Below are 1,318 nucleotides of genomic sequence, written 5' to 3' on the forward strand. Positions count from 1 at the left end.
ATGTCAAGCCCCGGGTTTGGTGGAGAGTTGGTTAGCTGGTTTTCAGGGGTGCGGTGACCGGCTGGGTCATCGCGTGTAGGGCCTCATATTCGGCGGGCGGGACGTGTCCGAGTTCGCCGTGCAGCCGTCGGTTGTTGTACCAGTCGATGTACTCGACGGTGGCCATCTCCAGGTCGTCGAGCCCGCGCCAGGGGCCCTTGTTGCGGGCGAGTTCGGCCTTGTAGAGGGAGTTGAACGCCTCGGCCATGGCGTTGTCGTACGAGTCGCCCTTGGAGCCGACCGAGGCGACCGCGCCGGCCTCGGCGAGCCGTTGGCTGTAGCGGATTGCTCGATATTGCACGCCGCGGTCGGAGTGATGAACCAGTCCGCCCAGGTCAGCGCCTTGACTCTCGCGGCGCCACACTGCCATCTTCAGCGCGTCGAGGGCCAGGTCGGTGTAGAGGCTCGTCGACACCTGCCAGCCGACGATCAGCCGGGAGTACACGTCGAGGATGAACGCGGCGTACACCCAGCCCACGCTGGTGCGCACGTAGGTCAGGTCCGCGACCCACAGCTGGTTCGGCCCGGCCGCGGTGAAGTCGCGTTTGACCAGGTCAGCGGGGCGTCCGGTCTCGGCGGCGGGCCGGGTCGTGCGCGGTGACTTGTCGCGCAGCAGCCCGCGCAGCCCGGACTCACGCATCAGCCGCTCGACCGTGCACCGGGCGACCCGCACGCCACGCCGGTGCAGCTCGTGCCAGATCTTGCGGGCACCGTAAACGCCGTAGTTCTCCGTGTGGATCTGCTCGATCATCGCGGTCAGCTCGTCGTCGCGTCGGGAGCGGGCCGAGGCGGGGCGGGTCTTGGCGGCGTAGTAGGTCGACGGTGCGATCTGTGCCGGCGTGTCTTCGAGCGCCTGCAGGACCGGCTGGACACCGTGTTGTTCCTTCTGCGAGTCGACGAAGGCGACCTTCATCGCGACGAACGGTCCAGCTCCGCCGCGAAGAAAGACGCCGCGGACTTCAGGATCTGGTTCGCCCGGCGCAGCTCGCGCACCTCCCGTTCGAGAGCGGCGAGGCGTTCGGCATCAGTGCTGGTGATGCCGGGCCGGTCACCGGCGTCGGTCTCGGCCTTCTTCACCCAGGTACGCAACGCCTCGGGATGAACCCCGAGCTGGCCGGCGATCCGCCGGATCGCTCCCACCGCGGACGCCGGGTCCCGCCGGGCCTCGACCGCCAACCGGGTCGCACGCTCACGCAACTCATCGTTGTACTTCTTCGGTGCGGGCATTACTGGTGTTCCTCCCAGGTTTCGATGTCTCCATCAAACCCGGTGCGAAACA

The 1,318-nt window shown here is 67.5% G+C and carries 1 pseudogene; it reads right to left on the reverse strand.

Going from position 1 to position 1,318, the window contains the following annotated elements:
- Positions 1-31 precede the first annotated feature (31 nt).
- Positions 32-1,266: pseudogene (locus ACVCAH_RS37875) on the reverse strand (IS3 family transposase).
- Positions 1,267-1,318 lie beyond the last annotated feature (52 nt).

Source organism: Micromonospora sp. LZ34 (assembly GCF_052981855.1).